Source organism: Kitasatospora sp. NPDC034023, from assembly GCF_055575795.1.
On sequence record NZ_JBVIRY010000044.1, the window covers coordinates 28,556 to 54,333 of the forward strand.

Annotated in this window: 22 protein-coding genes, 1 pseudogene and 1 riboswitch; of the genes and pseudogenes, 6 read left to right on the forward strand and 17 right to left on the reverse strand. The window is 71.7% G+C overall.

Annotation, left to right across the window (positions count from 1 at the left end):
* Positions 1 to 190: 190 nt before the first annotated feature.
* The 5 genes and pseudogenes from ACZ52R_RS37745 to ACZ52R_RS37765 form a co-directional block, all read right to left on the reverse strand.
* A pseudogene (locus tag ACZ52R_RS37745) lies at positions 191 to 1,945 on the reverse strand (putative bifunctional diguanylate cyclase/phosphodiesterase); the annotation flags it as partial.
* 385 nt (positions 1,946 to 2,330) lie between these two features.
* Complete coding sequence (gene ligA, locus ACZ52R_RS37750; protein WP_465617748.1) at positions 2,331 to 4,616, reverse strand: NAD-dependent DNA ligase LigA; 2,286 nt, start codon at positions 4,614 to 4,616, stop codon at positions 2,331 to 2,333.
* Between the two features lie 19 nt (positions 4,617 to 4,635).
* Positions 4,636 to 5,646: a methionine synthase gene (locus tag ACZ52R_RS37755; RefSeq protein WP_360498771.1), complete on the reverse strand. Its 1,011-nt coding sequence runs from the start codon at positions 5,644 to 5,646 to the stop codon at positions 4,636 to 4,638.
* 36 nt (positions 5,647 to 5,682) lie between these two features.
* Positions 5,683 to 6,372 carry an SDR family oxidoreductase gene (locus ACZ52R_RS37760; protein WP_465661090.1) on the reverse strand — a complete coding sequence of 230 codons (690 nt, stop codon included), beginning with the start codon at positions 6,370 to 6,372 and terminating at the stop codon, positions 5,683 to 5,685.
* Between the two features lie 13 nt (positions 6,373 to 6,385).
* The gene (locus tag ACZ52R_RS37765) at positions 6,386 to 6,910 is read right to left on the reverse strand and encodes an LOG family protein (protein WP_465661092.1); all 525 of its coding nucleotides are present in this window, start codon (positions 6,908 to 6,910) and stop codon (positions 6,386 to 6,388) included.
* 81 nt (positions 6,911 to 6,991) lie between these two features.
* Here ACZ52R_RS37765 and ACZ52R_RS37770 point away from each other — a divergent pair, with 81 nt between their 5' ends.
* Entirely contained in the window at positions 6,992 to 7,213 is a 222-nt protein-coding gene (locus ACZ52R_RS37770; protein ID WP_465617742.1) for a P-loop NTPase family protein, read from the forward strand.
* Positions 7,214 to 7,224: 11 nt separating this feature from the next.
* Positions 7,225 to 7,461, forward strand: a complete 237-nt coding sequence (locus ACZ52R_RS37775; RefSeq protein WP_465617740.1) for a hypothetical protein — start codon at positions 7,225 to 7,227, stop codon at positions 7,459 to 7,461.
* Positions 7,462 to 7,477: 16 nt separating this feature from the next.
* Here ACZ52R_RS37775 and ACZ52R_RS37780 read toward each other — a convergent pair whose 3' ends face one another.
* The 4 genes from ACZ52R_RS37780 to ACZ52R_RS37795 all read right to left on the reverse strand — a co-directional run bounded on the left by ACZ52R_RS37780 (position 7,478) and on the right by ACZ52R_RS37795 (position 12,021).
* Complete coding sequence (locus ACZ52R_RS37780) at positions 7,478 to 8,035, reverse strand: Uma2 family endonuclease (protein WP_465661094.1); 558 nt, start codon at positions 8,033 to 8,035, stop codon at positions 7,478 to 7,480.
* Positions 8,036 to 8,212: 177 nt separating this feature from the next.
* Positions 8,213 to 9,433 (reverse strand): alpha/beta hydrolase family protein, encoded by a 1,221-nt coding sequence (locus ACZ52R_RS37785; RefSeq protein WP_465661096.1) that lies wholly within the window; start codon positions 9,431 to 9,433, stop codon positions 8,213 to 8,215.
* 178 nt (positions 9,434 to 9,611) lie between these two features.
* On the reverse strand, positions 9,612 to 10,748 hold the full coding sequence (gene mnmA, locus ACZ52R_RS37790; protein ID WP_465617734.1) for a tRNA 2-thiouridine(34) synthase MnmA: 1,137 nt from the start codon (positions 10,746 to 10,748) through the stop codon (positions 9,612 to 9,614).
* A gap of 91 nt (positions 10,749 to 10,839) precedes the next feature.
* The gene (locus tag ACZ52R_RS37795) at positions 10,840 to 12,021 is read right to left on the reverse strand and encodes a cysteine desulfurase family protein (RefSeq protein ID WP_465661098.1); all 1,182 of its coding nucleotides are present in this window, start codon (positions 12,019 to 12,021) and stop codon (positions 10,840 to 10,842) included.
* Positions 12,022 to 12,243: 222 nt separating this feature from the next.
* Here ACZ52R_RS37795 and ACZ52R_RS37800 point away from each other — a divergent pair, with 222 nt between their 5' ends.
* Positions 12,244 to 13,011, forward strand: a complete 768-nt coding sequence (locus ACZ52R_RS37800) for an IclR family transcriptional regulator (protein ID WP_465755036.1) — start codon at positions 12,244 to 12,246, stop codon at positions 13,009 to 13,011.
* Here the strand turns inward: ACZ52R_RS37800 and ACZ52R_RS37805 are convergent.
* From ACZ52R_RS37805 to ACZ52R_RS37840, 8 genes are all read right to left on the reverse strand, one after another.
* Positions 12,917 to 13,576 carry a trimeric intracellular cation channel family protein gene (locus ACZ52R_RS37805; protein ID WP_360498757.1) on the reverse strand — a complete coding sequence of 220 codons (660 nt, stop codon included), beginning with the start codon at positions 13,574 to 13,576 and terminating at the stop codon, positions 12,917 to 12,919. The two genes, ACZ52R_RS37800 and ACZ52R_RS37805, sit on opposite strands and share 95 nt — an antisense overlap.
* 222 nt (positions 13,577 to 13,798) lie before the next feature.
* Entirely contained in the window at positions 13,799 to 14,842 is a 1,044-nt protein-coding gene (locus ACZ52R_RS37810; RefSeq protein ID WP_360498755.1) for an ABC transporter ATP-binding protein, read from the reverse strand.
* 34 nt (positions 14,843 to 14,876) lie between these two features.
* Positions 14,877 to 15,947, reverse strand: a complete 1,071-nt coding sequence (locus ACZ52R_RS37815; RefSeq protein WP_360498753.1) for an ABC transporter ATP-binding protein — start codon at positions 15,945 to 15,947, stop codon at positions 14,877 to 14,879.
* Positions 15,944 to 16,954: an ABC transporter permease gene (locus ACZ52R_RS37820; RefSeq protein WP_360498751.1), complete on the reverse strand. Its 1,011-nt coding sequence runs from the start codon at positions 16,952 to 16,954 to the stop codon at positions 15,944 to 15,946. Before ACZ52R_RS37820 ends, ACZ52R_RS37815 begins: the two co-directional genes overlap by 4 nt.
* Before the next feature lie 98 nt (positions 16,955 to 17,052).
* The gene (locus tag ACZ52R_RS37825; protein WP_360498749.1) at positions 17,053 to 18,819 is read right to left on the reverse strand and encodes an ABC transporter substrate-binding protein; all 1,767 of its coding nucleotides are present in this window, start codon (positions 18,817 to 18,819) and stop codon (positions 17,053 to 17,055) included.
* A 54-nt stretch (positions 18,820 to 18,873) separates the two neighbouring features.
* On the reverse strand, positions 18,874 to 19,863 hold the full coding sequence (locus ACZ52R_RS37830) for an ABC transporter permease (protein ID WP_360498747.1): 990 nt from the start codon (positions 19,861 to 19,863) through the stop codon (positions 18,874 to 18,876).
* A gap of 503 nt (positions 19,864 to 20,366) precedes the next feature.
* The gene (locus ACZ52R_RS37835; protein WP_465617725.1) at positions 20,367 to 21,320 is read right to left on the reverse strand and encodes an enhanced serine sensitivity protein SseB C-terminal domain-containing protein; all 954 of its coding nucleotides are present in this window, start codon (positions 21,318 to 21,320) and stop codon (positions 20,367 to 20,369) included.
* A gap of 115 nt (positions 21,321 to 21,435) precedes the next feature.
* The gene (locus tag ACZ52R_RS37840; protein ID WP_360498745.1) at positions 21,436 to 22,239 is read right to left on the reverse strand and encodes an enhanced serine sensitivity protein SseB C-terminal domain-containing protein; all 804 of its coding nucleotides are present in this window, start codon (positions 22,237 to 22,239) and stop codon (positions 21,436 to 21,438) included.
* A 231-nt stretch (positions 22,240 to 22,470) separates the two neighbouring features.
* Positions 22,471 to 22,583, forward strand: a riboswitch (glycine riboswitch).
* 230 nt (positions 22,584 to 22,813) lie between these two features.
* On the opposite strand from ACZ52R_RS37840, the gene gcvT reads away from it, so the two are divergent.
* The 3 genes from gcvT (at position 22,814) to glyA (ending at position 25,778) form a co-directional block, all read left to right on the forward strand.
* Positions 22,814 to 23,935, forward strand: a complete 1,122-nt coding sequence (gcvT, locus tag ACZ52R_RS37845; RefSeq protein WP_465661407.1) for a glycine cleavage system aminomethyltransferase GcvT — start codon at positions 22,814 to 22,816, stop codon at positions 23,933 to 23,935.
* Positions 23,936 to 24,047: 112 nt separating this feature from the next.
* Positions 24,048 to 24,425, forward strand: a complete 378-nt coding sequence (gene gcvH, locus ACZ52R_RS37850) for a glycine cleavage system protein GcvH (protein ID WP_360498743.1) — start codon at positions 24,048 to 24,050, stop codon at positions 24,423 to 24,425.
* A gap of 84 nt (positions 24,426 to 24,509) precedes the next feature.
* Positions 24,510 to 25,778, forward strand: a complete 1,269-nt coding sequence (glyA, locus tag ACZ52R_RS37855; protein WP_465617723.1) for a serine hydroxymethyltransferase — start codon at positions 24,510 to 24,512, stop codon at positions 25,776 to 25,778.

The following is a 25,778-nucleotide window of genomic DNA, read 5'->3' on the forward strand; positions in this document are numbered from 1 at the left end:
CTCAGGGTGAGTTCTGGTGAGACCCGGCGGTGCCTTGCGGGCGGTGCCGGGCCCGGGCAGGAGCAGCCGGGTTCGGCGCTCCGTCCTCATGGTCTTTGGACCCATCCTATGGGGCCCGGCCCGGCCACCGGCCAACGAGTGAGCCGCGGCGCCCGTCACCGCCGAGCCGGCGCCCCCACCGCCGCGTCCGTCACTGCGACCGGAAGCGGGCCCAACTCTGCGCGCTCGGCGCCTTGATCTCCATCTGCGCGGCCTGCGCCGCCTGGACCACCGGCGGCAGCACGGGGGGCATCACCGGCGGCAGCACGGGCGGGAGCGTCGGCGGCAGCACGGGCGGGATGGCCGGCTGGACGATCGGCTTGCCCTGGACCGGCATGCCCTGGACCGACTGGAAGCCGGCGCGCAGCTGGGGCGGCGCGCCCAGTCGCTCCACCGGCGGGGCGCCGGTGCGGTGCACCAGCAGCCAGGCGGTGGCCTGCTCGGCCGGCATCGCGGCCGACACCAGCCAGCCCTGGACGGCGTCCACGCCCATGCAGTGCAGCCGCTCCCAGGTCTCGTCGTCCTCGACGCCCTCGGCGACCACGGTCAGGCCCAGCGAGTGGGCGAGCTCCACCGAGCAGCGCACCACCGCCGCGTCGTGGTCGTCGATGACCATGCGGGAGACGAAGGAGCGGTCGATCTTCAGCTCGCCGACGGGCAGGCTGCGCAGCCGCACCAGCGAGGAGTGCCCGGTGCCGAAGTCGTCCAGGGACATCCCCACGCCGTAGCCACGCAGTTCGGCGAGGGTGTCGGCGGCCCGCCGGGAGTCGTCCAGCAGCAGCCGCTCGGTGATCTCCAGCTGGAGCGCGTGGGCCGGCACCTGGTGGCGCACGAGGTGGCCGGCGACGCGCTGGGCGAAGCCGGGGTTGAGCACGTCCCGCGGCGAGACGTTGACCGCGACCTGCACCTGCAGCCCCTGGTCGCGCCAGTAGGCGAGCTGGCCGACCGCGGCCTCCAGCACGTAGTCGGTGAGCCGGGGCATCAGGCCGCTGGACTCGGCGAGCCCGACGAACTCGTCCGGCGAGACCCGGCCCTGGCCGGGGCGGTCCCAGCGCAGCAGGGCCTCCAGGCCGACCACCCGGCCGTCGAAGGCCACTTTCGGCTGGTAGTGCAGCTGTACCTCGCCGGTCTCCAGGGCCCGGCGCAGGTCCCCGAGCAGTCCGATCCGGTAGGGGGTGTCGGCGTCCTGGGTCTCGTCGTACTGGGCGACGCCGCTGCAGCCGCGCTGGGCGTGGCCCATCGCGACGTCCGCGCGGCGCAGCAGCGACTCGGCGTCCTGGGCGTGCTGCGGGTAGACGCAGACGCCGGCGCTGGCCTCCAGGACGAGCAGCAGCCCGTCCAGCCGGATCGGGGCGGCCAGTTCGGCGATCAGTGCCTTGGCGACACGTTCCAGGCTGTCCGGGCAGTTGATGCCGGGCAGCAGGACGGCGAACTCGTCGCCGCCCATCCGGGCCACCATCGGGCGGCCGCGCCGGTAGTGCCGGGGCAGCCCGGCGAAGACGTCGTCGATGGACTCCCGGGTGGCGCTGCCGGCCGGTCCGCCGGAGCGCAGCGCGCGGTGCAGTCGGCGGGAAATGTGAACCAGCAGGCGGTCACCGGCCGTATGACCAAGTGTGTCATTGAGTGATCGGAAGCGGTCGAGGTCAAGCAGGATGAGACCGACGCTGAAGCCCGGGTCGCATTCGGCGATCGCCTCCTGGGCGGCCAGCAGGAGGGCCTGACGGTTGGGCAGGTCCGTCAGCGGGTCGGTCAGTTGGTCGCGGGCGCGGTCCCGGGCGATCCGCCAGGCCGCGACCAGCACGGCCAGGGGCACCGCGAACAGCGGCAGCAGCTCGGGTTCGTACCGGTAGACCAGGACGGCCAGCGGGATGAGCGGCGCAGCTCCGGCCAGCAGCACGCCGAGCAGCAGGACCGCACCTGCCACCCCCTGCGGCGGGCGTGTGGGCGCACCGCCGGTCGTACGATCCATAAGCCCTGTCCTCCGTCGGGCCCGCCCCGTCAGGCCGCCTTACGGTGAGGCACCGTGCCGGTACCGACAGCTGCCGGGCATGGAGCGACCCCGAGGAGCACCGGCACAGCCGGTGCCCCCACCCCTGCTGACATTCTGTTGCGCTCCAGGGTATGCCGGGGTCCACCCGGTGGGCAGACTTTCGGACAACCGGAAACGCGCTGACCCGCCCGAGTGTCACACAGTGACACAATGCCCGCTTTCACTGCACGGCACCCGGTGACGTTGCATCAGGACGATAACAACACGGATTCGGCCACCCGCCGCTCGGGTCGGCCCCGGGTCAGCCCTCGGCGGGCGCCTCCGACGGCTCGGCGGCCTCCTCCGGCTCCGGAAGTCCCAGGTGGGCGCGGGCGGCGGCCGGTCCGCCGGCCAGCAGTGCGGCGAAGCCCGCGTCGTCCAGGACCGGCAGTCCGAGCTGAACAGCCTTGTCGTACTTGGACCCTGGGTTGTCACCAGCGACCACAAAATCGGTCTTCTTCGAAACCGAACCGGTCACCTTCGCTCCGCGCGAGGTCAGCGCCTCCTTGGCGCCGTCCCGGGTGTGGCCGGCCAGGGTGCCGGTCACCACGACGGTCAGACCCTCCAGCGGGCGCTCCGCCTCCTCCTCGTCCGCGAACTCCTCGACGAAGCGGACACCCGCGGCACGCCACTTCTCCAGGATCTGCCGGTGCCACTCCTCCTGGTACCACTCGACCACCGACCGGGCGATGATCGGCCCGACCCCCTCGACCGCGGCCAGCTCCTCCTCGGTGGCCGAGAAGATCCGGTCCAGGTCGCGGAACTCCCGGGCCAGCTCCTGGGCCGCGACCGGCCCCACGTGCCGGATCGAGAGACCGTTGAGGAACCGCCAGAGCGGACGTTCCTTCACCTTCTCGAGGTTCTCCAGCAGGATTGCGGCGGTCTTCTTGGGCTCGCCCTTCTGGTTGGCGAAGAAGGTGGCCTTCTTCTCCTTGCCGGTCCGGTCGTCCAGCTTGGGCATGCCGGTCTTCTGGTCGCGCACCAGCACCTGGATCGGCAGCAGCTGCTCCATCGTCAGCCCGAAGATGTCACCCTCGTCCCGCACCGGCGCCTCCGTCGGCTCCAGCGGCTGGGTCAGCGCGGTGGCCGCGACGTAGCCGAGGCCCTCGACGTCCAGCGAGGAACGGCCGCCCAGGAAGGCGATCCGCTCCCGGATCTGTGCCGGGCAGAACTGGGCGTTGGGGCAGCGCAGATCGATGTCCCCCTCGGCCATCGGGCGCAGCTCCGCCCCGCACTCGTGGCAGTGCGAGGGCATCACGAACTCCTGCTCGGTGCCGTCCCGCAGGTTCTCCACCGGGCCGAGGATCTCCGGGATCACGTCACCGGCCTTGCGCAGCACGATCGTGTCGCCCAGCAGCACGCCCTTGGCCTTGACGACCTGCTGGTTGTGCAGCGTCGCGTACTGCACCATCGAACCGGCCACCTTCACCGGCTCGGCCAGCACCGCGAACGGCGTCGCCCGGCCGGTGCGGCCAATGCCGACCCGGATCTGGGCGAGCCTGCCGGTGACCTCCTCCGGCGGGTACTTCCAGGCGATCGCCCAGCGCGGGGACTTGGAGGTGGCGCCGAGCCGGCCCTGCAGGGCGATCTCGTCCACCTTGACCACGACGCCGTCGATCTCGTGCTCGACCGAGTGACGCTGCTCGCCGAAGTGCCCGATGAAGGCCCGCACCTCGTCGAGGGTCTTCACCACCTTGTTGTGCCGGGCGGTGGGCAGGCCCCAGTCGTGCAGCAGTCGGTAGGCGTGCGACTGGTTGTCGATGTCGAAGCCGATCCGGGCGCCGATGCCGTGCACCACCATGTGCAGCGGGCGGGAAGCGGTGACCAGCGGGTCCTTCTGGCGCAGCGAACCGGCGGCGGCGTTGCGGGGGTTCATGAACAGCCGGATCATCGCCCGGGGCCGCTTGCCCTCCTTGGCGCGCTCCTCGTTCTCCAGGCGGCGGCGCTCGTTCTCCGCCACGAACGAGGCGTTGAGCGCCTCGAAGGCCTCGGTCGGGAAGTAGACCTCGCCGCGGATCTCCACCAGCTCGGGGATGTCGTCGCCCTTGAGTTGGTGCGGGATCTCCTTGATGGTGCGGACGTTGGCGGTGATGTCCTCGCCCACCCGGCCGTCACCGCGCGTCGCCGCCTGCACCAACTGGCCGTTCTCGTAGGTGAGGTTGACGGCCAGGCCGTCCACCTTGAGCTCGCACAGGTAGTGGTAGTCGATGCCGTGCAGCTCGCTCGCGACGCGCTCGGCCCAGGCGGCGAGCTCCTCGTCGTCCATCGCGTTGTCGAGGCTGAGGAGGCGCTCGCGGTGCTCCACCTCGGCGAACAGCTCGGTGGGGGCGCCGCCGACCTTCTGGGTGGGCGAATCCGGGGTGGCCAGGGCCGGGTGCTCGGCCTCCAGCGCCTCCAGCTCGCGCATCAGGGCGTCGAACTCGGAGTCGGTGACGACCGGCGCGTCCTGCTCGTAGTACCGGACGCGGTGGTCGGTGACCTCCTGCGCCAGCTCGGCGTGCCGCCGCCGTACCTCCGCCGGGACGTCCTTGCCCTCGACAGCCGTCACCGCAAGCCCTCCTACGTTCTCATTCCGGGTTGTCCACCAGGCTCTGCGCCGCCCGCACGCTCTGGGACAGCGCCTTGCGCGCGTACGCCGGGGAGGCCCCGGCCAGCCCGCAGGTCGGCGTCACCAGCACGCGACGGCCCAGCAGCTCCGGGGCGAACCCGAGCCTGCGCCACAAGGTCCTGACACCCTGGACACTACCGGCCGGGTCGGACACCGCCTGGTCAGTGGAGGGGACGACACCGGCGAGGATCATCGTGCCCGCCTCCACGGCCTCGCCGAGGTCGTCGTCGGAACGCTCGGTGAGGAGCGCGAAGTCGAGGGAGACGCCGGCCACCCCGGCGCGGCGCAGCAGCGGGATCGGGACCTCGGGGGCGCAGGAGTGCACCACGACCGGCGCGTCGAGGTTGGTGATCACCTCCCGCAGCACCTCCTCGGCCACCTGCCGGTCCACGGCGCGCAGCCGCTGGAAGCCGCTGGCGGTCTTCACCGAGCCGGTCAGGACGGCGGGCAGCGAGGGCTCGTCGAGCTGGAGGACCACCTGGGCACCGGGTACGCGCTTGCGGACGTCCGCGAGGTGGCGGCGCAGGCCCTCGGTGAGCGAGCCGGCGATGTCCCGGCACGCGCCGTGGTCGGAGAGCGCCTTCTCGCCGTACTTCAGCTCGATGCTCGCCGCCAGCGTCCACGGGCCGACGGCCTGGACCTTCAGCGCGCCCTGGTAGCCCTGGGTGAACTCCTCCAGGGCGTCCAGGTCCTCGCCGAGCCAGGAGTGGGCGCGCTTGGTGTCCCGGCCGGGCCGGTCGGTGAACCGCCAGCCGCTGGGCTCGGTCTGCGCGAACAGCTCGACGAGGAAACCGGCGCCGCGCCCGATCATGTCGGCGCCGGGGCCGCGCGCGGGCAGCTCGGGCAGGAACGGCAGGTGCTCCAACGCGCCGGTGGCCGTCTTGGCGGCCTCACGGGCGTCGACACCGGGCAGCGAGCCGACACCGGTGGCGGCGCCGCGCAGGTCGGGGAAGGGGTGGGGAGTGCTCACCCGTCCGAGCCTAGTGCGCGGCGCCTGCCGGGTCGGTCAGTACCCGGGGCGGACGGTGATGTCCGTGATCTCCGCGTCCCGGGAGGTGTCCAGGGCGGCCAGGACCGCCTTGGCCACGGACTCGGGCTCGATCCAGCGCTCGGCGTCGTACTCCTTGCCCTCCTGCTGGTGCACCTTGACCTGCATCGCGGTGGCGGTGCGGCCGGGGTAGACCGAGGTGACCCGGACGCCGCCCGCGTGCTCCTCGGCGCGCAGCGAGTCGGCCAGCGCCTTCAGGCCGTGCTTGCTGGCCGCGTACGCCGACCACTCGGCGTGGGCGTTCAGGCCCGCACCGGAGTTGACGAAGACCACGTGGCCCTTGACGAGGCGGAGGGAGGGCAGCAGGAGGCGGGTCAGCTCGGCGGGGGCGACCAGGTTGACGTTCAGCGTCTCCTGCCAGGCCTTCACCGGCAGGTCGCCGACCGTGCCCAGCTCGACGACGCCCGCGACGTGCAGCAGGGAGTCCAGCTCGATCGGCAGCGCCTGGTGCCCGAAGGCCCAGGACAGCTTGGCCGGGTCGCCGAGGTCGCCGACCAGGGTCTTCGCCCCGGGGAAGCGCTCCCGCAGCTCGGCGGCGCGGCGGGCGTCGCGGGCCAGTAGCCAGAGGTCGTCCCCGCGCTCGGCGAGCTTCCCGGCCAGGACGGCGCCGATGCCGGAGCCGGCGCCGGTGATCAGATGTGCAGCCATGGCTCCGATCCTCTCAGGCCTTGAGCTGCGCAAAAACCTCGGCGGGCGTGTCGGCGAAGGTGATCAGCTCGGCGAGCGGCCGGGGCAGGAAGCCCTCGGCGTCCATCCGCTCCAACTGCGTCCGCAGGCCCGAGTAGAAGCCCTCGGTGTCCAGGACGACCACCGGCTTCTCGAACATCCCGTGCTTCTTGAGCTCCAGCACCTCGGTGACCTCGTCCAGCGTGCCCAGCCCGCCCACCAGGACGACGATCGCGTCCGCCCGGGCCGCCAGCTCGGCCTTCCGCTCGGCCAGGTCGCCGGTCATGACCAGCTCGTCGGCGCCGACGTAGCCCTTGTGCTTCAGCATCTCCACCATGACCCCGACGAGCTTTCCGCCGGCCGCCTTCACCTCGTCGGCCAGCAGGCCCATCAGGCCGGCGTTCGAGCCGCCCCACACCAGGGTGTGCCCGCCCTCCCCCAGGAGCCGGGCGAACTCGGCGGCGGGGGCGGTGTAGCGGTCATCGAGCGAGTACGCGGAGCAGAAAACGCAGATATTCATAGTGCTGATTGGTCTATCACGCCCCGGCGCCCCCGCTCACCGGCATTACGGCGACCACGGGCAACCCCTGAGGTGCTGCGCGTGCGCCACCTTGAGATATCCGATCTGATCACGGCCGTGGATCCGTGCGACGGCCGCCGGCTCCCGGTCTCTCGCGACGAGGTCGTCCGGCGGCTGCGCGAGAACGGGGACCGACGCGCGGCCCGGGTCGTCGCCGGGCTGCCCGTCGACCGGGACGGCGCACTCGACCCCGTGGCGGTGGACCGGCTGCTCGTCAGCGCGCGTACGAACTCCAGCGGCTGAGCGCGGCGGCGGTGCTGCTCTCGCTCGCCGCCTACATCACCCTGCCGTTCCGCGCCGGCACCCTGGCGATGGTCATCGGCCTCGGCCCGCTGACGCTGCTGCGGCCGGCCGCCGTCGCCACCGCCTGCGTCGGTGCCCTGCTGAACGGCGGCGGCGCGGCGGCCCTGCTGGTCGGTGTGGTCGCGGGCGCGGCGGTGCTGTGCGTCGAGCCGTTGGTGCACCGGCGCTGGTACCGCGAGGTGCAGTAGAGCCCGGCTCCGGAGCTCAGTCCTGGTACGGAACGAGCTCCGACAGGCTCAGCGTGAAGCCGAACGGCTCCGGAATGCCGATCGCGTCGCCGAACTTCCGGTCGCTGCGGGTGTGGTACCGGTCGTGGTTCGGATCGGAGAACAGCGTCACCGTCTGCTGGCGCGGGTCCACGATGAGGTAGAGCGGGATGCGCATCGCCGCGTAGTCGTACAGCTTGTCCATCCAGTCGTTCCCCGGATTGGACGGTGAGACGATCTCCACGGCGATCAGGGCTTCCGCAGCCGGAGCCTTGTTGCCCGCCCCGGAGAGGACCTCCACCGGCAGGTACGTCAGGTCCGGCTCGCGCCCCTTGGAGACGTCCGGGCTGACGATTTCGCTCCGCTCCGTGGGGAGGTAGCCGTCAGGAGCGTGCTGCTCGAACTGCCTGCGCACCTGGGCCATGTTGAGCTGATGGATGTTGGACGGCGACGCCTGCATGATCAGCGTGTCTCCGGACCATTCGATCCGGACGCCTTCCGGGGCAATCCGCTCCAACTCCTCGATGAAGTCCCGGTGCTGCTCGTAGAAGGTCATGCCGTCCTCTCCGGGGGGTGCGCCTCGGGCATCGTAGCCGCCGGATCCGTCACGCGGGTGAAGGCCCGGCGGTAGGAGCAGGACGGGACTCCCCGGCGCCATCACTCATGCTCAAGACCACCTCTCGCGGCGAAGCGCGCAGGAGGCCCCTGTCCACTCGCCCTGGGTGGCGGCTGATCACGGGTGCTGGAAGAGCACCTCGGGGTTCGCTGCCGAGGGGCCGTCGAGGAGGGGCTGGTGGATTCCCTTCAGGGTCCGGTCGAAGAAGGCTCCGACGTACTCCCGGGTCAGCTGCATCCCGCGCTCCGGCGAGGTGGTCAGGTCCGGGGGGAGGGGAAGGCCGGCCTCGGCGGCCAGGATGGGGACGTCCGTGAAGCCGGCGTGCGCCGTGCCGGCGACGGCCAGCCAGGGCTTGTAGCCGTCCCAGCCCGCCCAGGTCTGTCCCCAGGACGGGTCTCCGCTGCCGGCGGAGTGGTCGCTCTGCTTCCCGAGCAGGAGGAAGGAGCGTCCCTTGAGGCTGTCGGTCGGGGTCGGCGGGAAGAACGTTCCGTCCATGTTCACTCCGGCGAGGATCCGCTGGTCCTCGGCCATCGCCGTCAGCGTTGACGCGCCGCCGATCGAGTGTCCGGCCATGCCGATGCGGCTGCGGTCGATCAGGTGGGCCAGGCGCCAGGCCGGGTGGTGCCCGGTCAGCTGGTCCAGGACGAACGACACGTCCTTCGCGCGGCTGTCGGGGAGCGTGTCCGGTGCCCCGGTCTCGCACAGGGCGCATCCGGGGGTGCTGCCGTCGGCGAGCGTCTCGCCGGAGTCCTCGTAGGGGTGGCCGACCAGGGCCACGACGTAGCCGTGGGCGGCCAGGTCGGTCGCCAGGCCGGTCAGTGTGGCGCGGGGGTTCTCGAAGCCCGGGGAGAGGACCACCAGCGGGAACTTCCCGCCTGCGGCCTTCGCGTCGGTGTAGGCGTAGGTCCTGAGGTCCGCGAGGTCCTGCGGCTGGAGTCCGGTCCCCGGCGGAACCCGGGTCGCCACGAAGCCCTGCGCCTCGCCGAGGCTCATGTACGGGGCGGGCGCGCCGGTGTCCTGCCGGGCCGGGTAGAACATCGACACCGTCAGCTGCCGGGGCCCGGCGGAGGGTACCCAGGGGTCTGTGCGGGCCCGGTCGGTCAGGTGCAGGACCTCCTCGCCGGCCGCGTACGGCCCGGTCGGGCGGGGCAGTTCGCCGTGGAAGGCGGCCGGGGTCGAGGCGTCGGCGACAGCGGCGGGCGCGGTGGCGGACGGCGGCGACGACAGCGAAGGCGACGACGACAGCGACGGCGACGAGGCCATGGCGGCCCCGGCCGGCGGGAGGGGCAGGGCGAGGGCGAGGGCCGCGATGGCCGCGATACGGCGGGTTCGGTTCATGGCCCTGAGATTAGGTTTGCGGCCCGGACCGTCGAATCAGCCCGACGAATGCAATCTCCGGCCGTGGTCATCCGCGGGATTCAGCGGCGTCATCCAATGGGATGACCACGGCCCCGCCCACCCCACGCCCGCACCCGCGCCCCCGAACCGGCGGCGCGGGCGGGACAGGCGGGTGTGCTCAGGCGTTGACGGCCGGGCGTTCGGTGGTGGCGATGGTGGCGGAGCCGACGACGCGGGTGCCGTCGTACAGCACCACGGCCTGGCCGGGGGCGATGCCGCGGGCCGGGGTGTCGAGGCGGACGTGGAGCTCGCCGTCGACCACCGAGGCGTCCACCGGCACCTCCTCGCCGTGGGCGCGCAGTTGGGCGGTGTAGCGGCCGTCGGCCAGGGGCTCGGTGCCGCACCAGCGGGGGCGGATGGCGGTGAGCGCGGTGACGTCGAGGCCCTCGACCGGGCCGACGGTCACGGTGTTGTTCACCGGGGAGATGTCGAGGACGTACCGCGGCTTGCCGTCCGCCGCCGGGCGGCCGATGCGCAGGCCCTTGCGCTGGCCGATGGTGAAGCCGTACGCGCCGTCGTGCTCGCCGAGCTTGGTGCCGTCGGTGTCGAGGATGTCGCCGGTCGCGGTGCCGAGGTGCTTGGCGAGGAAGCCCTGGGTGTCGCCGTCGGCGATGAAGCAGATGTCGTGGCTGTCCGGCTTCTTCGCGACCGCGAGGCCGCGGCGCTCGGCCTCCTCGCGGATGACGTCCTTGGTGGTGTCGCCGAGCGGGAAGAGGGAGTGGGCGAGCTGGTCGGCGTCGAGGACGCCGAGCACGTACGACTGGTCCTTGGCGGCGTCGACCGCGCGGTGGAGTTCGCGCGAGCCGTCCGGCAGGTCGACGATCCGGGCGTAGTGGCCGGTGCAGACGGCGTCGAAGCCGAGGGCGACGGCCTTGTCCAGCAGCGCGGCGAACTTGATCTTCTCGTTGCAGCGCAGGCACGGGTTGGGGGTGCGCCCGGCCGCGTACTCGGCGACGAAGTCGTCGATGACGTCCTCGCGGAAGCGCTCGGCGAGGTCCCAGACGTAGAACGGGATGCCGATCACGTCGGCCGCTCGCCAGGCGTCCCGGGAGTCCTCGATGGTGCAGCAGCCGCGCGCGCCGGTGCGGAAGGACTGCGGGTTGGCGGAGAGCGCCAGGTGGACGCCGGTCACCTCGTGCCCCGCTTCGACGGCGCGGGCGGCGGCGACGGCGGAGTCGACTCCGCCGGACATCGCCGCGAGCACGCGCAGACGGCCAGTGGACGGAGTGGTCGGGGCACCCGGGAAGTCAGTCATGATGCCAATAAGCGTACGGGTTGAACCGACTGTTCCCCGAGCCGATATCGGCGCCCCCTCGGCGCACCCTCGGCGCCGCATCAGCCCCGTGTCAGCGCCGCACCGATGCCAGCCCGGCGTTGCGCGCCCGCTGGACGACCGGGCCGATGGCTTCCGCGATCGCCGTGACGTCCTCCGGCACCGAGGTGTGCCCGAGCGAGAACCGCAGCGAGGCACGGGCCAGCAGCGGGTCGACGCCCATCGCGAGCAGGACGTGGCTGGGCTGCGGCACCCCGGCCGTGCAGGCGGAGCCGGTGGAGCACTCGATCCCCGCCGCGTCGAGCAGCATCAGCAGGGCGTCGCCCTCGCAGCCGGGGAAGGAGAAGTGCGCGTTGGCGGGCAGTCGGCCCTCGGCGGCCGGGTCGCCGTTGAGGACGGCGTCCGGCACGGCGGCCAGGACGGAGGCCACCAGTTCGTCGCGCAGCGTGCCGAGGGCCACCGCGTGCTCCTCGCGGTGCTCCACGGCCCATGTCGCGGCGGCCGCGAAGCCGGCGGCGCCGGGGGCGTCCAGGGTGCCGGAGCGTACGTCGCGTTCCTGGCCTCCGCCGTGCAGCAGCGGTACGGGTGCGGCGCCCCGGGAGAGCAGCAGCGCGCCGATGCCGAACGGGCCGCCGATCTTGTGACCGGTGACGGTGAGCGCGGTGAGCCCCGACTCGGCGAAGGAGACCGGGACCTGACCGAGCGCCTGCACCGCGTCGGCGTGCATCGGGATGCCGTACTCGGCGGCGACGGCGGCGAGTTCGTGTACCGGCTGGATGGTGCCGACCTCGTTGTTGGCCCACATCACGGTGACCAGGGCGACCGACGAGGGGTCGTGTTCGATCGCGGCGCGCAGCGCCTCGGGGTGCACCCGGCCCAGGGGGTCCACCGGCAGGTACTCGACGCAGGCGCCCTCGTGTTCGGAGAGCCAGTGCACCGCGTCCAGCACCGCGTGGTGCTCGACCGGGCTGCACAGCACCCGGGTGCGGGCCGGGTCGGCGTCCCGGCGGGCCCAGTAGAGGCCCTTGACCGCCAGGTTGTCGGACTCGGTGCCGCCGCCGGTGAGCACGATCTCGCTGGGGCGGGCGCCGAGCGAATCGGCCAGCGACTCGCGGGCCTCCTCGACCACCCGGCGGGCTCGGCGGCCGGCCGCGTGCAGGGACGAGGCGTTGCCGACCACCCCCAGGTGCGCCGTCATCGCGGCGATCGCCTCGGGCAGCATCGGCGTGGTCGCCGCATGGTCCAGGTATGGCATAACCATCCGATTGTAGAGGGCTGTACGGGGCGGCCCTCCAGGCCTGCGCATCGATCCGGCCATCGCGCGTACGGGCCGATACCCGACCGCACCCGAACAACCGGGCACCCACCGCTGGTCTGTACCAATTCCGGACGGCGGCGTCCGGCACTGGTTTGTACCACTACGCCCCCCAGCGGTTAGCCTGACGCACACTTCCAAGCCGGATCCACAGGGGGCGCCATGACGCAGTCGGTCGACCGCGCGCTGACCCTGCTCGGCGCGCTCGGTGAGGCACCGCTCTCCCTCGACCAGGCCGCGAGCACCCTCGGGGTGCACAAGTCCACCGCGCTGCGGCTGCTGCGCACCCTGGAGGAGCACGGCTTCGCCCAGCGCCAGCCCGACCTGCGCTACCGGCTCGGCGGCCGGGTGCTCTCGCTGGCCCACCGGGCCCTGGAGGACTTCGACGTCCGGCAGGTCGCCGCGCCGTACCTGGCCGCGCTCAACGCCCGCAGCGGGTTCACCGTCCGGCTCGCGGTGCTGCACGACGGCGAGGTGCTGTACCTGGACGAGGTGGCCGGGCCGTCGGCCGCCGGGCCGTCCCGGATCGGGCGCCGCGCCCCGGTGACCGGTACGGCGGTCGGCCGGGTGCTGCTGGCCGGGCTGCCCGCGGACGGGCCGTGCGAGGAGGCCGAGCTGGCGGCGGTGCGCCGCCGGGGCTGGGCGGCGGAGTCCGCCGAGCACCGGGAGCCGGTGACCTGTGTGGCCGCGCCGGTCGCGGGCAGCGGCGGGCGGACGGTCGCGGCCTGCGCGCTGAGCGCCCCGGCCGGCGAGGTGCCGCCGGCCGAACTGGCCCGGATGGTGCCGGAGCTGCTCTGCACGGCCGAGGCGATCTCGCTCGCGTACGGCGGCTCGCCTACTCCTCGCTGGTGCGAGAACCGTTGCGGTGCCAGGCCCGCGGGGCGCGCCAGCCGTACCTCAGGGCGAGCATCCGCAGGCCGAAGGCGGTGAGCGCGGCGGCGGTGCCGGTGACGCCGGTGAGCCGGTCCGCGCCGATCAGCGCGGCGACCAGCGCGGCACCGACCAGGGCCGGTACGGCGTAGATCTCCCGGTCCCAGCGCAGCAGCGAGGGAATCTCCCCGGCCAGCACGTCGCGGATCACGCCGCCGCCGGCCGCGGTGACCATGCCGAGCGCGATCGCCGCGACCGCGCCGAGTCCGTAGTCGTGCGCCTTGGCGGTGCCGGTGACGCAGAACAGCCCGAGCCCGAGGGCGTCCAGGGTCTGCACCGCGCGGTTGATCCGCTCGACCTCGGGGTGCAGGAAGAACACCACGAGCGCGGCGACGAGCGGGGTCACGAAGTAGCCGAGGTTGGTGAAGGCGGCGACCGGGGTGGCCCCGATCACCAGGTCGCGCATCACCCCGCCGCCGAGGGCCGTGACCTCGGCCAGCACACAGATCCCGAAGATGTCCATGTTCTTGCGGACGGCGAGCAGGCCCCCGGAGAGGGCGAAGACGAAGATGCCGACGAGGTCCAGCGACTGCTGCACGTCGGAGGGGAAGATCTGCGAGGTCACCGTCCCCTTTGTACCTGATGGGCCGGGATGCCCCCGCACCGGTGACGAAAGTCCGCCCGCCCCGATCGGCCGGGGCGGGCGGACTTCGTCGTCGGTGGCTCAGGCCTGCTCGGAGCCCGCGTCCGCGGCGCCCGACGGCGTGTTCTCGGGGCTGCGCCTTAGTTCCCCTCGCCGTTCTCGGGGCTGCGCCTTAGCTCCCCTCGCCGTTCTCGGGGCTGCGCCTTAGCTCCCCTCGCCGTTCTCGGGGAAGTGGCAGGCCACCTGGTGCCCGGTCTTCAGCGCCGTCAGCGGCGGCTCCTGGGTGGAGCAGATGTCCTGGGCCTTCCAGCAGCGGGTGCGGAAGCGGCAGCCGCTGGGCGGGTTGATCGGGGAGGGGACGTCGCCGGTGAGCAGGATCCGGTCGCGGCCGCCGCGCTGGCGGCGGCGCGGGTCGGGGACGGGCACGGCGGACATCAGCGCGTTGGTGTACGGGTGCATCGGGGTGCGGTAGAGCGAGTCCCGGTCGGCGATCTCGACGACCTTGCCGAGGTACATCACCGCGACCCGGTCCGAGACGTGCCGGACCACCGAGAGGTCGTGCGCGATGATCAGGTAGGTCAGGCCGAGCTCCTTCTGGAGGTCGTCCAGCAGGTTGACCACCTGGGCCTGGATCGACACGTCCAGCGCCGAGACCGGCTCGTCCGCGATGATCATCTTCGGCCGCAGCGCGAGTGCCCGGGCGATGCCGATGCGCTGGCGCTGGCCGCCGGAGAACTCGTGCGGGTAGCGGTTGTAGTGCTCGGGGCTGAGGCCGCACAGCTCCAGCAGTTCCTGGACGGCCTTCTTGAGCCCGCCCTCGGGCACCGCGTTCTGCAGCTTGAACGGCGCGCCGACGATGGTGCCGACGGTGTGCCGGGGGTTCAGCGAGGAGTACGGGTCCTGGAAGATCATCTGGATGTCGCGGCGCAGCGGCCGCATCGCCCCGACGCTCAGGTGGGTGATGTCGGTGCCCTCGAACTCGATCGTCCCGCCGGTCGGTTCGTCGAGCCGGGTGACCAGTCGGCCCATGGTCGACTTGCCGCAGCCGGACTCGCCGACGACACCGAGCGTCTCGCCGGCGTTGACGGTGAAGTCGATGCCGTCGACGGCCCGGACCGCGCCGGTCTGGCGCCGCATCAGCCCGCTGCGGATCGGGAAGTGCCGGGTCAGGCCGGTCACCTTCAGCAGCGGCTCGCGGTCGGGTGCGGGTGCCGGTGCGGGGATCGAGGCCGCCTGGGTGTCCGTCATCGGTTCTCTCCAGAAAGGTGGTACGAGGCCGGGCTCACAGCCGGGGCGCGATCTCTTCGGCGAAGATGCGGTGCCGCTCGTCGGCCGGCAGGTGGCAGGCCGCGAAGTGCCCGGGTACGGCCTCGGCCAGCACCGGGAGCTCGCTGGTGGAGCGTCCCTCGGTCAGGGCGGCGTACGGGCAGCGCGGGTGGAAGGCGCAGCCCGTCGGCACGTTGATCAGGCTGGGCGGGGTGCCCTTGACCGGGACGAGCCGGTCCTGCAGTTCCCGGTCCAGGCGCGGCATCGAGCCCAGCAGGCCCCAGGTGTAGGGGTGTTCGGGCGCGTCGAAGAGGGTCTCGGCCGGTCCGCGCTCGACGCACTTGCCGCCGTACATGACCAGGATGTCGTCGGCCAGTTCGGCGACCACTCCGAGGTCGTGGGTGATGATGATGACGGCGGAGCCGAACTCGTCCTGGAGGTCGCGGATGAGGTCCAGGATCTGCGCCTGGACGGTGACGTCCAGGGCGGTGGTGGGCTCGTCGGCGATCAGCAGCGAGGGGTCGTTGACCAGGGACATGGCGATCATCGCGCGCTGGCGCATGCCGCCGGAGAACTGGTGCGGGTAGTCGTCGATCCGGCGGTCGGGCTGCGGGATGCCGACCCGGTCGAGCATCTCGATCGCGCGGGCCCGGGCCTGCTTCTTGTTCGCCTCGGGGTGGTGGACCCGGTAGGCCTCGACGATCTGCTGCCCCACCGTGTAGTAGGGGTGCATCGCGGTCAGCGGGTCCTGGAAGATCATCGCCATTTCGCGGCCGCGCAGTTGGCGCACCCGGTCCGGGCCGGCGGCGATCAGGTCCTCGCCGTTGAGCCGGATCTCGCCGCTGATCCGGGCCCGCTTGGAGCGGTGCAGGCCCATGATGCCGAGCGAGGTGACGGACTTCCCGGAGCCGGACTCGCCGACGATGCCGAGGGTGCGGCCCTTGTGCAGGTCGAAGCTGACCCCGTCCACCGAGCGGACCAGGCCGTCGTCGGTGTCGAAGTGGATCCGCAGGTCGCGCACGGAGAGGAAGGGGTCACCGGTCGGGGCCTGCGCAGTGGCTTCCGTGGTCTTCTGGAGCTCGGTCACGAGAGCCTCACCCGGGGGTCGACGAGGGCGTACAGGAGGTCGACCACGAGGTTGCAGGCGACGATGAAGAAGGCGGCGAGCAGGGTGACGCCGAGGATCTTGGGCAGGTCGTTGTCGGAGATCGCCTGGACGGCGAACTGGCCGACGCCCTGGAGCGAGAAGACCTGCTCGGTGATCAGCGCACCGCCGAGCAGCAGCCCGAGGTCCATGCCGAAGATGGTGACGATCGGGGTGAGCGCGGCGCGCAGCCCGTGCCGGGTGACGACCTTGCGCTCGACCAGGCCCTTGGCCCGGGCGGTGCGGATGTAGTCCTCGCTCATGGTCTCCAGCATTCCGGCGCGGGTGAGCCGGGCGTAGAGCGCGGAGTAGAGGAAGGCCAGCGAGATCCAGGGGAGGATCAGGTTGCGGGCCCACATCAGCGGGTTGTCGGTGAAGTCGACGTACTGCAGGTTGTCCAGGATCGGCCACTCGTAGCTGAACAGCGTGAGCAGCAGCGCGCCGGTGAAGAAGACCGGCAGCGAGACGCCGGCGAGGGCGATGCCCATGGAGAGCCGGTCGAAGATCGACTTCGGCTTGAGGGCGGAGACGACGCCGGTGGCGACGCCGGAGACCAGCCAGAGCACGGCCGCGCCGGCGGCCAGCGAGATGGTGACCGGGATCCGCTTGGACAGCTCGGGCCAGACCTCCAGGTGGTTCTTGAAGGAGTAGCCGAAGCAGGGCACGTGGCAGGTGGCCGGCTCCGGCCCGAACTTGTACTCGGCGCCGCTGACCAGGCCCCTGAGGAAGTCCCAGTACTGGGCGTACAGCGGCTTGTCGAGGCCGAGGTTCTGCTTGACTGCGGCGATCGCCTCGGGTGAGGGGTTCTTCCCGATGTACTGGGCGGCCAGCTGGTCGGCCGTTTCGCCGGCGACGCGCGGGAGCAGGAAGAAGATCGCGAAGGTGACCGCGCTGACGACCAGCAGCAGCAGCACCGCCGAGAAGATCCTGCGGATGATGTAGGCAAACACAGTTGGGCGGCTCCGGCGGCCCGCCGTCGTCCGGGGTCTTCCGGACGACGGCGGGCGCCGCTGCCTTCACCTGCCTTCAGGGATGCGGAGCCAGGCTCTTACTTGGTGGTGCCGATGTTCAGGGAGTCGTACTCACCCGAGAACGCCGGGTTGGAGGCCATGTTGGTGGCGTTGTCCGGGCGGTACAGGAAGACCTTGAAGTAGGTCAGCGGGACGATGACCGCCTGGTCCATGACCTTCTTGTCGATGTCGCCGTAGATCTTCTCGCGGGCGGCCTTGTCCGGGTTGACGGCGGCGTCGTCGATCAGCTGGTTGACCGCCGGGTCGTTCAGCTGGGACAGGTTGCTGTTGCCGGAGGCCTTGATCGCGCGGCCGTCGACGATCTGCTGCAGGAAGCCGTAGCCGGTCGGCCAGTCGGCACCCCACTGCATCATCATCAGGCCGATGTTGTGGTCCTGGGTGAACTGCGGGGCACCGGCGCTGTCGGTCAGGTACTTGCCCTGCGGGTACTGCTGGATCTCGGCGTTGATGCCGACCTTCTTCAGCGCGGCCTGGATCGAGGTCGCGGCGGCGACCTCGGTGGCGCGCTCGGTGCGGGCGGAGATGACGGTGTTGATGCTGTCCTTGCCGCAGGCCTTCAGGGCGTCCTTGGCCTTGGCCTCGTCACCCTTGTTGTCCTTGGTCTCGAACTGGTTGAAGTCCTGGTGGCCCGGGATGTCCGGCGGGAGCACCGTGTTGGCGATCTGGCCGCGGATCGGGCCGCCCTCGGCGGTCTGCACCGAGACCTTGTCGATCGCGAACTGGACGGCCTTGCGGCAGTCGACGTTGTCGAACGGCGCGACCTTGGAGTTGATCGCCAGGTAGACCAGGCGGCCGCCGTAGGCGTTGTCGGTGCTGGCCTTGAGCTTCGGGTTCTGCAGGATCTGCGCCTGGGTCTGCGGGTCGACGCCGCCACCCACCAGGTCGACCTGGGCGTTGCCGGCCAGCAGGTCCTTGTCGATGGTGGCCTGGTCGATGTTCATCTTGAGCTGGATCTTGTCCGGCAGCTGCTTCCGGATCGGGTCCGTGCTCTTGTCCCAGTTGGTGTTCGGCACCAGGGTGGCCTGCTTGCCGTCCTCGTAGGACTCGAACTTGAAGGAGCCCGAGGACACGATGTGCTTGACGTAGTCGGCACCGGTGTCCTTGGCCTGCGGGACCGGCGCGGTCTGCGGGGCGCTCACCAGGTAGTCGAAGTCCGCGAACGGGTGCTTCAGGTGGAAGACGATCGTGCTGTCGTCCGGCGTCTCGATCGACTTCAGGTCGCCGGTCTTGTCCTTGTACGGACCCGCGTACGGCGTGTCGTTGTCGACCAGCAGGTCGTGGAAGTAGGTCGGGCCGTTGGAGTTCACGTCCGGCGCGAAGTTGGAGCGCTCGACGGCGTACTTGACGTCCTTCGAGCTGATCGCGGTGCCGTCGTCGTACTTCAGGCCCGCACGCAGCTTGTACGTCCAGGTCAGGCCGTCCGCGCTGGGCTGGCCCATCGACTCGGCGAGGTCCGGGACGAGCTTGTTGCCCTCCTCGCCGGCGGCCGGGTTGAACGTGGTCAGCGGACGGGCGTACAGGCGCGAGAAGTTGTAGATGTACGCGTAGTACGTGTTGCCCGGGTCGAGCGAGTCCGGGGTGCCCTTCATCTCGAAGGTGACCGTCCCGCCCTTCTTGTCCGAGGCGTTGACGATGTTCTTGGTGGCCGCGTTGGCTCCGCCGCCGCCCGAGGCGGAGGACGAGGAGGACGAGTCGCCGCTCTTCGACGAGCTGGAACAGCCGGTGACAACCAGGACCGCGGCGGCAGCCGCCGCGGTCAGGGCGACGGTACGGGACCTACGCATGGGTGAGATCAACCCCTTGAGGATGTGGAAAAGGTGGAGGGTCCTGACGCAGGGTCAGTTGCTCTTGGGATCGAGGGCGTCGCGCAGCCCGTCGCCGAGCAGGTTGAAGGCGAGCACGGTAAGGAAGATCGCCACACCGGGGACCACCATGTACTGGGGGTCCACCTGGTAGTACCGGATCGCGTCCTGGAGCATCCCGCCCCAGGAGGCCTGCGGAGGCTGGATGCCGACACCGAGGAAGCTCAGCCCGGCCTCGAAGAGGATGTTGGTCGGGATCAGCAGGGTCGAGTAGACCAGGATCGGACCGACCAGGTTGGGCAGCAGCTCCTTGAACAGGATGAACGGGCCCCGGGCGCCCAGGCTGCGGGCCGCGTGGACGAACTCCCGCTCGCGCAGCGAGAGGGTCTGGCCGCGCACGATCCGGCCCATGTAGGGCCAGTTGAAGAAGCCGATCACGAAGATCAGCACCAGGATGTGCAGCGGCAGGCCGTGCAGGCCGAACGCACCGCCCTGCAGCGAGGTCGAGATCGCGATCGCGAAGAGCAGCAGCGGGAACGCCAGGAAAACGTCCATCACACGGCTGATCAGGGTGTCCACCCAGCCGCCGTAGTAGCCGGCCATGATGCCGAGCACGGTGCCGATGGTGTTGGACAGCACGGTCGCGCCGAAGGCGACCAGCAGGGAGACCCAGGAGCCCTCGATCACGCGGGTCAGCAGGTCGCGGCCCTGCAGCGGGTCGACGCCGAGCGGGTGGGACCCGCTCATGCCGCCCCAGTCGCCGAGCGGCAGGCCGCCGAGGTCGGCGTCCAGCAGGTCCTGGTGGAGGGCGTCCGGGTCGAGCCCGAACATCGACTCGATCGGCTTGGCCAGCACGGCGAGCAGGATCAGCAGGATCACCACGACGCCGCCGGCGACGGCGGCCTTGTCCCGCTTGAAGCGGGTCCAGGCGATCTGGCCGAGGGAGCGGCCCTCGATCTTCTTGGCCGGGCTCGCGGCGGCGGGTGCCTCCGGCTCGTTCCCGGCGGTTGTGACGGATGCGGTCATGGTCAGTTGGTCCCCTCGCCGACGGTGGCCGGCCCACGGGTGCCGGGCGCCGGCTTCGGCGGTGCGGCTGCGGACGTGCGGAGGTGCGTAGAAGCGGGTGGGCGCGGCAGTGCGTCGTGCACAGGCACTGCCACCACGCGGGATGGGCGTCGCGTGGTCGAACGGGTCGGCGTGCGCGCTCACCTTTGTGGGGTTCCAGTACGCGCGGTGCGTTGCGCAGAACTCTCTGCCATCCGAACTGGCTTACGCCAGACCTGACAACCGACAGATGCCCAACTGTGATCTGCAGGCATGCATCTCCCGGGCCTTCGGCATATCCCTCTTCACACGTCTGTAACATGCATGTCAAGATGGCCGGACGGCGCAATTCGGAAATTCGTCCGGAAAGCATCGAAGCCGACTTGACGGACAATCAAGTCGGCTTCGGCTTCGGCCTCACGGCCCGGGATTTACGGCGGGAACGGGCCCTGAAGGACCGGGTTCGGCAGGACCGGGTTCGGCAATCAGCGCCCGGGGTAGCCGGGCCACGGCCGCTGCGGCTGTTGGGGCTGGGGCTGCTGCTGCCAGCCCTGCGCGGGCGGCTGCGTGCCGTAGGCCCATCCCGGCGTCGGCTGCCCCGACATCGACTGCCCCGGGTACGCGGGCGGCGGCACCGGCGGGTACGGACCGGTCGCCGGGCGGCCGGCCTCCCGGTCGAAGAACGGCCGCGCGTTGGCGCGCATCCACAGCGCCACCGGGTCGTACTCGTCCGACATCGCCACCGTGGACACCGCGAGCCCCTCCGGGGCCACCGCGATCGCCCGCTGCATCAGCGCGCGCACCGCCTCCACCGCGGGCGGCGAACTCTCGTACAGGTCCAGGCCGATCGCCAGGTACGGCTCCCCCACCGCCGGCTGCACCCACGCCCGGCGCAGCGCCCGGACCGCGCGCACCTCGCCGGCCTGCCGCTCCAGCAGCGCGAAGAACGGCTGGGCGTTGACCTGCGGCTCGCTCAGCTTCAGCGGACCGGCCGGCAGCCGGTCCAGGCCCGCGGCGACCCGCCGCAGGTCGGCCCAGGGCACGCCGACGCCGCCGCCGGGCGCGTGCGGGTTCAGCCACAGGCCCCAGCGGGTGCGGTACAGCGAGCCGGCGATCTCCCGGCCGGAGACGACCTCGTGGGCCCGCCCCCAGCCGGAGGCGGCCAGCTGCTCGGGCGAGGTGACGGCCGGCGCGTAGCCGTGGCCGCTGATCTCCATGTTCCCGTACTGCGCGTCAGGACTGCCCGGCGTGCCGTGCCAGAGCAGCATCCAGACCCGGCCGTCCGCCAGCGCGTGCAGCAGGCGCTCGTACGCGTCGTAGCGCTCCGGCGCGACCTCGCGCAGGGCGTGCTCCAACACGCCGGGATCCGCTCCCGGGCGCCCGGCCGGTGCCTGGCCCCAGGGCCCCGGCACCCCGCCCGCTCCCGTTCCCGCACTCATGCGCCCACCTCGCCGCGCCTCTTTCCTCGAACCACCGGCCGTCGGCCGTCTGCACGCACCCTATGGCGCGGCACCGGCCACCGCCACGGCGACGTGCCTTGGATACGAACCCCGCTCACACCCGCGTGTAGAAAGGCATGACCCGGGTGAGCAGCCACTCGACCACCGGGTCGTCGGCGAGGTCGAGCAGTACGAGGTGGACGCCGCCCGGCAGCGGCGCGGTTCCCAGCGCTCGGCCGAGCGCGTCGTTCACCGCGGCCGGGTCGGCCGGGGCCGCCGGATCCAACTGGACGCCCACGAACATCACGGTCGGCTCGCCCTCGATGCTGGCCAGCGCCCGGCGGGCGGTCAACACCCCGGGAAGGGCCGACAGTTCGGCCCGGCAGGCGGCCAGGAAGTGCTCCGGGTCCTCGCCCGGCACCGGCTCGCGCAGCGCCACCCGGCCGCCGGTAGGCGCCGCCGGGTCCTCGGCGGCCTCCCACCGGTCCTGGCGCGGACCGCGGCGCAGCTCGGCCACGCCCTGCGGCGGCACCGGGATGCCCACCGCCGCGTCCGGGTTCACCGCGATGCCCACGCCCAGCGGCAGCCCGCGGGCGAACTCCCAGACCGGCGCGATCGCGAAGGCCATCCCCGGCGCCTGCTGCAGGAACACCTCCTGCGAGGAGAACACCGGTACGTACGGGTCGCCGCCCAGTTCGATGGTCGGCAGGTCCAGCGACTGCCCCTGCGGGTCGGCCCCGCCGGGCAGCGGCACCCACACCTGGCTGCGGGCCAGCACCTCGATCACCCGCGGCGTCGCGCCCGGGTCGCCCAGGGCCGCGGTCAGCACCTGCTCCAGCTCGTTGGCCGGCCACGTGCCGCCCGCCGGCGCCCCCTCCGGGCCGCCCCACCCCTGCTGCTGCTCCACCGGGTACCCCATGCGCCGCCGATTCCGCCCTCTGCCGGTCGGCCGCCCTCTGCTGCGCCGACGCGGAGCAGTCTAGGGCTCGTGTTCGCCTCTGTGTCGTGTGACCGGCTCCCCCCTAGTCGTGTGACCGGCTCCCCTCTCACCGTGTGACCGGGTCCCCTCTCCCTTCCTCGTCCGGGACGTGCCATGATGTGCGCGTCCGACGGCATGCGCCGCGGGCCCCACAACTCCATACCGGCCGCTCGAACCCGCGCGGGAGAGCCCGGAGTGCCGCACCAGTGAGTGAGTGGCACAGCCGGCGCCGAAGGAGCAAGTCCTCCCCGGAATCTCTCAGGCCCCCCTACCGCACGGGTTAGGCACATCTGGAAAGCGGCGCGCGGCCCTGTCGCGCGCCCACCCACGGTGCAAGCCGCCATGCTGTCCTGGATGCTGGAAACAGCTGCGGGCCGGCGGGCGGTGAAGCTCTCAGGTTCGACGACAGATGGGGAGACCCACGCCGCCGCATGCCCGCGCGCAGGGTCGGCCCCCGAGAGGGTCCGGTCCGGCGCGTGCACCCATGAGTGCCCCGACCGAGGAGTTCCTGGCCATGTCGTCCCTCCGCCTGACCGCGCTCGACGCGCTGCACCGCGCCCTCGGCGCGACCATGACCGACTTCGCCGGCTGGGACATGCCGCTGCGCTACGGCAGCGAGCGCGAGGAGCACCTCGCCGTCCGCACCAAGGCCGGCCTGTTCGACCTCTCCCACATGGGCGAGATCACCGTCACCGGTCCGCAGGCCGGCGAGATGCTGGACCACGCGCTGGTCGGCTTCGTCTCCGCGCTGGGTGAGCTGCGCGCCCGCTACACCATGATCTGCGCCGAGGACGGCGGCATCCTGGACGACCTGATCGTCTACCGCCTGCGCGAGGACGCCTTCCTGGTCGTCGCCAACGCCTCGAACGCCCAGCTGGTCCTCGACGAGCTGATCGCCCGCGCCAAGGGCTTCGACGCCGTCGTCACCGACGACCGCGACACCTACGCGCTGATCGCCGTCCAGGGCCCGGAGTCCACCGCGATCCTGGCCGAGACCACCGACGCCGACCTGCCCGGCCTCAAGTACTACGCGATCCTCCCGGCCCACGTGGCCGGCCGCGAGGTGCTGCTGGCCCGCACCGGCTACACCGGCGAGGACGGCTTCGAGATCTTCTGCCACCCGGTCGACGCCGAGGAGATCTGGCAGGCGCTGACCGCCGCCGGCGAGGGCCGCGGCCTGGTCGCGTGCGGCCTTTCCTGCCGCGACACGCTGCGCCTGGAGGCGGGCATGCCGCTGTACGGGCACGAGCTGTCCACCGACCTCACCCCGTTCGACGCCGGCCTGGGCCGCGTCGTCCGCTTCGACAAGACCACCAACGAGGGCGCCTTCGTCGGCCGCAAGGCGCTGGAGCAGGCCGCCGCCGCGGCCGAGGCCAACCCGCCTCGGGTGCTGGTCGGCCTGCTCTCCGAGGGCAAGCGCGTCCCGCGCGCCGAGTACACCGTGGTCTCCGCCGACGGCGCCCCGATCGGCCGGATCACCTCCGGCGCGCCGTCCCCGACGCTGGGACAGCCGATCGCGATGGCCTACGTCGACGCGGCCCACGCCGCCCCCGGCACCACCGTCGCGGTGGACGTGCGCGGCAAGCACGAGCCGGTCCGGGTCGTGGCGCTGCCGTTCTACAAGCGCGCCCGCTGAGCGCCCGCCGAGCGCCCCGCCGACACCCGCCTTTCCCCATACCCGCACGTCGAAGCCGTCCACGCGGCGGCCCGCTTCGCCGTACCCGCTTCCCATCCTGGAGAATGACGCCATGAGCAACCCCCAGCACCTGCAGTACACCAAGGAGCACGAGTGGCTCACCGCCGCTGAGGACGGTGTCTCCACCATCGGCATCACCAAGCACGCCGCCGACGCGCTCGGTGACATCGTCTACGTGCAGCTGCCGGCCGTCGGCGACGCCGTGACCGCCGGCGAGACCTGTGGCGAGCTGGAGTCCACCAAGTCGGTCAGCGACCTGTACTCCCCGGTGACCGGCGAGGTCGTCGAGGTCAACCAGGACGTCCTGGACGACAACGGCCTGGTCAACAGCGCCCCCTTCGAGGGTGGCTGGCTGTTCAAGGTGCGCGTGGAGTCCACCGACGAGCTGCTCAGCGCGGACGAGTACGACGCGCTCACCCACAGCAGCTGACCCGCTCGTGATCGGGCGGGCCGCAGCACGGCGGCCCGCCCTCCCCCGCCGTCCCTCCGCTCTCCTCCCCGGGAAGACCACACCATGACGGTTCTCAACCAGTCCCTGCACGCCCTCGACCCGGAGATCGCCGCCGCGGTCGACGCCGAGCTGCACCGCCAGCAGACCACCCTGGAGATGATCGCCTCCGAGAACTTCGCCCCGGTGGCGGTCATGGAGGCCCAGGGCTCGGTGCTCACCAACAAGTACGCCGAGGGCTACCCCGGCCGTCGCTACTACGGCGGCTGCGAGCACGTCGACGTGGTCGAGCAGATCGCGATCGACCGCATCAAGGCCCTGTTCGGCGCCGAGCACGCCAACGTGCAGCCGCACTCGGGCGCGCAGGCCAACGCCGCCGCGATGTTCGCGCTGATCCAGCCGGGCGACACCATCCTGGGCCTGGACCTGGCCCACGGCGGTCACCTGACCCACGGCATGAAGATCAACTTCTCCGGCAAGCTCTACAACGTGGTCGCGTACCACGTCGACGAGAAGACCGGCCAGGTCGACATGGCCGAGGTCGAGCGCCTCGCCAAGGAGCACCAGCCGAAGCTGATCATCGCCGGCTGGTCCGCCTACCCGCGCCAGCTGGACTTCGCCGAGTTCCGCCGGGTCGCCGACGAGGTCGGCGCGCTGCTCATGGTGGACATGGCGCACTTCGCCGGCCTGGTGGCCGCCGGGCTGCACCCGAACCCGGTGCCCTACGCGGACGTGGTCACCACCACCACCCACAAGACCCTGGGCGGCCCGCGCGGCGGCGTCATCCTGTCCAAGGCCGAGTACGCGAAGAAGATCAACTCCGCGGTCTTCCCCGGCCAGCAGGGCGGCCCGCTCGAGCACGTGATCGCCGGCAAGGCGGTCGCCTTCAAGGTCGCGGCCTCGGAGGAGTTCAAGGAGCGCCAGCAGCGCACCCTGGACGGTGCCCGGATCCTGGCCGAGCGCCTGCTGCAGGCCGACGTCGCCGAGGCCGGCGCGTCCGTCCTGTCCGGCGGCACCGACGTGCACCTGGTCCTGGTCGACCTGCGCAACAGCGAGCTCGACGGCCAGCAGGCCGAGGACCGCCTGCACGAGGTCGGCATCACCGTCAACCGCAACGCCATCCCGAACGACCCGCGCCCGCCGATGGTCACCTCGGGCCTGCGTATCGGCACCCCGGCCCTGGCCACCCGCGGCTTCCAGGCCGAGGACTTCCGCGAGGTCGCCGACATCATCGCCGAGGCGCTCAAGCCCGCCTTCGACGAGACCGTCGCCGACGCCCTGAAGGCCCGCGTCACCGCGCTGGCCGAGAAGTACCCGCTGTACCCGAACCTCTGA

Bases quoted from the DNA above. Each gene is read 5' to 3' on its own strand.
- ACZ52R_RS37765 (WP_465661092.1), bottom strand. From the start codon at position 6,910: ATGAATATCTGCGTTTTCTGCTCCGCGTACTCGCTCGATGACCGCTAC.
- ACZ52R_RS37785 (WP_465661096.1), bottom strand. From the start codon at position 9,433: ATGAACCGAACCCGCCGTATCGCGGCCATCGCGGCCCTCGCCCTCGCC.
- glyA (WP_465617723.1), top strand. From the start codon at position 24,510: ATGACGGTTCTCAACCAGTCCCTGCACGCCCTCGACCCGGAGATCGCC.
- ACZ52R_RS37825 (WP_360498749.1), bottom strand. From the start codon at position 18,819: ATGCGTAGGTCCCGTACCGTCGCCCTGACCGCGGCGGCTGCCGCCGCG.
- ACZ52R_RS37780 (WP_465661094.1), bottom strand. From the start codon at position 8,035: ATGACCTTCTACGAGCAGCACCGGGACTTCATCGAGGAGTTGGAGCGG.
- gcvT (WP_465661407.1), top strand. From the start codon at position 22,814: ATGTCGTCCCTCCGCCTGACCGCGCTCGACGCGCTGCACCGCGCCCTC.
- ACZ52R_RS37760 (WP_465661090.1), bottom strand. From the start codon at position 6,372: ATGGCTGCACATCTGATCACCGGCGCCGGCTCCGGCATCGGCGCCGTC.
- ACZ52R_RS37810 (WP_360498755.1), bottom strand. From the start codon at position 14,842: ATGACGGACACCCAGGCGGCCTCGATCCCCGCACCGGCACCCGCACCC.
- ACZ52R_RS37830 (WP_360498747.1), bottom strand. From the start codon at position 19,863: ATGACCGCATCCGTCACAACCGCCGGGAACGAGCCGGAGGCACCCGCC.
- ACZ52R_RS37840 (WP_360498745.1), bottom strand. From the start codon at position 22,239: ATGGGGTACCCGGTGGAGCAGCAGCAGGGGTGGGGCGGCCCGGAGGGG.
- ACZ52R_RS37795 (WP_465661098.1), bottom strand. From the start codon at position 12,021: ATGCCATACCTGGACCATGCGGCGACCACGCCGATGCTGCCCGAGGCG.
- mnmA (WP_465617734.1), bottom strand. From the start codon at position 10,748: ATGACTGACTTCCCGGGTGCCCCGACCACTCCGTCCACTGGCCGTCTG.
- gcvH (WP_360498743.1), top strand. From the start codon at position 24,048: ATGAGCAACCCCCAGCACCTGCAGTACACCAAGGAGCACGAGTGGCTC.
- ACZ52R_RS37800 (WP_465755036.1), top strand. From the start codon at position 12,244: ATGACGCAGTCGGTCGACCGCGCGCTGACCCTGCTCGGCGCGCTCGGT.
- ACZ52R_RS37835 (WP_465617725.1), bottom strand. From the start codon at position 21,320: ATGAGTGCGGGAACGGGAGCGGGCGGGGTGCCGGGGCCCTGGGGCCAG.